4 protein-coding genes are annotated in these 3,985 nt (G+C 66.0%); all 4 read right to left on the reverse strand.

The genetic code is table 11. The features are described from left to right. Window positions 1–3: 3 nt before the first annotated feature. The 4 genes from FHS38_RS11905 to fabD all read right to left on the reverse strand — a co-directional run bounded on the left by FHS38_RS11905 (window position 4) and on the right by fabD (window position 3,938). Complete coding sequence (locus tag FHS38_RS11905) at window positions 4–756, reverse strand: polyketide synthase (RefSeq protein ID WP_184733509.1); 753 nt, start codon at window positions 754–756, stop codon at window positions 4–6. A 3-nt stretch (window positions 757–759) separates the two neighbouring features. Further along, the gene (locus FHS38_RS11910) at window positions 760–1,545 is read right to left on the reverse strand and encodes an enoyl-CoA hydratase/isomerase (RefSeq protein WP_184733510.1); all 786 of its coding nucleotides are present in this window, start codon (window positions 1,543–1,545) and stop codon (window positions 760–762) included. After that, window positions 1,533–2,792, reverse strand: a complete 1,260-nt coding sequence (locus FHS38_RS11915; RefSeq protein ID WP_308433519.1) for a hydroxymethylglutaryl-CoA synthase family protein — start codon at window positions 2,790–2,792, stop codon at window positions 1,533–1,535. Before FHS38_RS11915 ends, FHS38_RS11910 begins: the two co-directional genes overlap by 13 nt. A gap of 66 nt (window positions 2,793–2,858) precedes the next feature. Beyond that, window positions 2,859–3,938: an ACP S-malonyltransferase gene (fabD, locus tag FHS38_RS11920; RefSeq protein WP_184733798.1), complete on the reverse strand. Its 1,080-nt coding sequence runs from the start codon at window positions 3,936–3,938 to the stop codon at window positions 2,859–2,861. Window positions 3,939–3,985: the final 47 nt, after the last annotated feature.

Here is a 3,985-nt window from a genome sequence, read left to right on the forward strand (position 1 = left end):
TCGTCAACCGCCTGCGTACCGGGATTGGATGAGGTCTCGGACCTCGGGCTGATGGAAGGTCTTGTCGTGCATCGCCACCTCGCGCTCGATGTACGAGGGGAGTTCGGCCCGTAGGTCCGACACGAGGTGGTCCTTGAGGGTGATGAGGGAGATCCGGGGCTTCTCGGCGAGGTTCTCCGCCAGCTCCACCGCGTAGGGCAGGACCTCGGCGCGCCGCAGGACGGGGAACGGGACCCCCCGGTCCTTCAGGTCGCGCCCGTAGTAGGTCTTCGCCGACATCAGCATCTCCTGCCCCAGGCTGAAGCCGAGCTTCTTGGGCAGGACCAGCGTCGCCCCCATGCCGGGGGTGAACCCGTACTGCATGAAGTTCGTCGTGTAGACGCTCTCCTGGCTGAGGACGACGAAGTCGGAGAACAGCCCCATGGCGAACCCGCCGCCGATGCCGTGTCCCTGCATCGCGGAGATGACCGGGACGGGGCAGTCCAGGGCCAGCCCGTAGATGTTGGAGTCGGTGAAGCTGATCTTGCGGTCCTGGATCTGGAGCAGGCTCTCCTTGGTGCCGCCGCTGGCGAAGTAGCTGTCGTAGCCGGTGAGGACGACGGCCTTGCACCGCTCGTCGGCCCGCACCCGCTCGAACGCCTCGCTCAGGCCGGTGATGAGCCGGCCGGAGAACGTGTTCTTGTGTTCCCTGTCCTGCATGGTGATCTGGACCACGCAGTCCCGGATGTTGCTGTAGCCCACCGGATCGTCCTGCATGCGCTACTCCTCCTCCCAGGGGAACTGCCCCGTCCGCACGTAACGCGAGATCTTGGCCAGGTTCTCCTGGTCGGAGAACACCTCCCGGTTCGCCTCGATCGCCTTCTCGCGGGACGCGACCAGTGTGTCGTCGAGCGCTCCGAGGTACTTCTTGTAGCGCGCGATGCCGGTCTTCGGCAGGTAGCGCAGCCGCAGGAGGTGTTTGCGGAGCAGGTTGGCGCTGTTGTCCTCGCAGGCGTCCACCAGGTGCCAGTCCAGTGCCTGCCGGGCGGTGACCGGTTGGGTCATCAGGGTCAGGTAGTTGGCCTTCGCGACGCCGACCTTCCTGATGAGGAAGGGCATCACGCACGCGGGCATCAGGCCGAACAGCAGCTCCGACAGGCTGAAGACCGTCTTCTCCTCGCACAGGACGACGTCGCACGCGGCCACGAAGCCCACTCCCCCGGCGTTGACCCTGCCGCGCACGTGCGCGACGGAGACGAACGAGCCCAGGGCGATCGACAGCCAGAGGTCGTACAGCGCCTCGGCGTGCGACCGCTGATAGCCGTCGCCTTCCGTCGCGGAGCTGATCTCCTGGAAGTCGGCACCCGTGCAGAAGACCTCGGGCAGGCCTTCGAGCACGAGCACCTTCGCGTGCTCCTCGCAGAACTCGACGACCCTCGCGCACTCCTCGACCAGACGGCTGCTGATCCGGTTCTCGGCGTCGGGCCGGTGGATCCGCAGGAAACAGATCTCGTTGTCGAAACGGACCTCGACGGTCTCGAATGCGACGCCGGTCAGGAGATCCACTCGTACTCCCGGTGGAACTCGTCTATGCGCTTCAGGAACAGCCGCTCACGGCCGAGCGAGGCCCTGGCCTCGGGGACGGTGGTGCCGGCGAGTTCGAGGTTGCGCGTGCCGAACCTGACCGCGTCGTTGGACTTGAGCAGCAGGTCGTACTGCGCCATGTCCAGCTCGTACCGGTCGTCCAGCGACGCCGCTATGCCCATCCGGCGCAGGTGCGTCTGGCTCTCCGGCTGCACGACCCCGCTGAAGAACTCCGAGCAGCACCCGGAACCGTAGGAGAAACACCCCACGCGCTGGGCACCGCCGGACAGATCCGCGTTGTCGATGGTGCTGGCCAGCGACAGCATGGTGGTGGCCCCCATGACGTTGCCGACCCGCCGGCAGTACGTCAGACCGGGCCCCATGCGACGCTGGAAGTCCTCCTCGATGGCCGCCGGGCGTGCCTTCGCCATCTTGCGCATCAAGTTGCGGTGCGCGCCCTTGACCATGCCGCCGAAGGGCGTGTGGAACGCCAGGTAGCCGAAGGTGTCGACGAAGTCCACGTCGCCTACGCGCCGTTGGTACTCCAGGAAGGCGTTCTCGCAGCAGTCGAGGTAGGACAGCAGCGACAGCTCGGCGTTGCCCGCCTCACTGTCGGGCAGCGGCCTGCACGTGTCCATCACCTCATGGCCGTAGTAGCCGCTCGCGCCGACGTCGATCTGGAAGACCTTCGGGTTGTCACTGACGAGCATGGCGACCGCGCCCGCCCCGCCGCTGGGCTCGGCGAAGGACCAGTCCTCGGACAGGGCGTCGCCGCCTTCGGCCACCATGAACCGTGTGAGGTCCGTGGCGATCACCAGCGCCTTGGCGCCCGGTGATGTCTGCGACAGCACGAAGTTCGCCGCTGTCTGCAGGGCGGCCACGCCCGAATAGCACGCGACCTTGATCTCGAAGAGGCGGCAGTTGCGCCCCAGCCCGAGCAGGCTGTGGAAGTACGTGCTCATCGACTTGCCGAAGTCGAAGGCCGACTCCGTGGCAGTGATCACCATCTCGATGCGGTCGCGCTCCTCCTCGCTGAGCGCGTCGATGATCGGCTTCGCGGCGTTGACCCCGAAGGTCACCGGATCCTCATCCGGCAGCGCGACCGTCTTCTCCTTCATCAGGAGGTTCTCGAACCGGGCGGTTTCGAGTCCGCGGTGGACCGCCAGCTTACTGACGTCCACGTAGCTCGTACCTGCGAAGACGTTCATCGCCTCAATGCCCACGGGCATCATGAGATTCCTCCCCCTGCTGCCGTCGGCACAGAAGCCGCCCGGCAACCCTTTCGGCACGCCACCCTAGTTGACGGACTCGATCTCAGTAAGGTCAAAGTAGCCGCGATAGCCGATCATGTACACCGCCGCACGGTGTCCGAACAGCACCGTAGCCGGTGTGGCGGTCTCCAGGTCCTGGTACTCGCCGATCTTCGACCGGACCCGGGTACCGACCGGATGACGCTCGTTCCACTGCCGCACCAACTCCTGCGCGGACAGCCGCGGCTGCGCCACGACGGGCTGCTGCCGCGGCGGTTGCGGCGACTCCCGGCGGATCTTGTTGACCAGCTTGGTCAGGACGTTGCCGTGCCCCAACTCCTCGAACTCCATCTCGCCGAGGCCGAGCAGGTGCTCCACACTTTCCGACCAGCGCACCGCGCTGGTCAGTTGTTCGGCCAGGAGCTCCTTGACCCGGTGGTCCTCGTAGGGGCGGGCGGTCACGTTCGAGATGACCGGGACCTTCTGCGGGGAGAACGTCACGGTCTCCAGGAACCGTGTGAACTCCTGGCGCGCCGGCTCCATATAACGGGAATGGAAGGCTCCGCTCGTGTTCAGCGGGGCGAACAGGTGCTTGCCGGTCTGGAAGAGCGGCCGGGCCGCCTTGATGTCGTCGGGCGGTCCCGATATCACGATCTGTGACGCGGAGTTGAAGTTCGCCAGGTCGATCGACGTGAGGCCGTTGTCGTCGAGGATGGTCCGGATCTCCTGCGCCGACGCGTTGAGCACGGCCGCCATCGCGCCCTCGGGCGCCTGGGCCATCAGCTCGCCGCGCTTGCGCACCAGCCGCAGCCCGGTCTCGAAGCTGAAGCACTCGGCCGCCAGCAGGGCGTTGAACTCGCCGAGGCTGTGCCCGGCGAGGAAGTCCGGCGCCCGCTCCGATTCCTGCAACTTCTTGTAGTAGGACAGCGCGTTGACGACATAGAGGGCGGGCTGGGTGAACTCGGTCCGGTTCAGCCGGTTGTCCGGGTCCTCGAGGCACAGTTCCTTGACGGAGTAGCCCAGGATCGAGTCGGCCGCCCGGGTGAGCGACTCGAACTCGTCGAACAGGCTGCCTCCCATCGTCTTCTTCTGTGACCCCTGACCGGGGAATACATACGTCTTCACGACAAGCCCTCTCTGTTCTTGCCACCATCGCGGTGTGTGTGCGTGTT

Source organism: Streptomyces netropsis (assembly GCF_014203545.1).
GTDB lineage: Bacteria > Actinomycetota > Actinomycetes > Streptomycetales > Streptomycetaceae > Streptomyces > Streptomyces netropsis.

Excerpts from the sequence above, each read along its gene's own strand:
- FHS38_RS11915 (WP_308433519.1), bottom strand. The coding sequence starts at position 2,792 with ATGCCCGTGGGCATTGAGGCGATGAACGTCTTCGCAGGTACGAGCTAC.
- FHS38_RS11905 (WP_184733509.1), bottom strand. The coding sequence starts at position 756 with ATGCAGGACGATCCGGTGGGCTACAGCAACATCCGGGACTGCGTGGTC.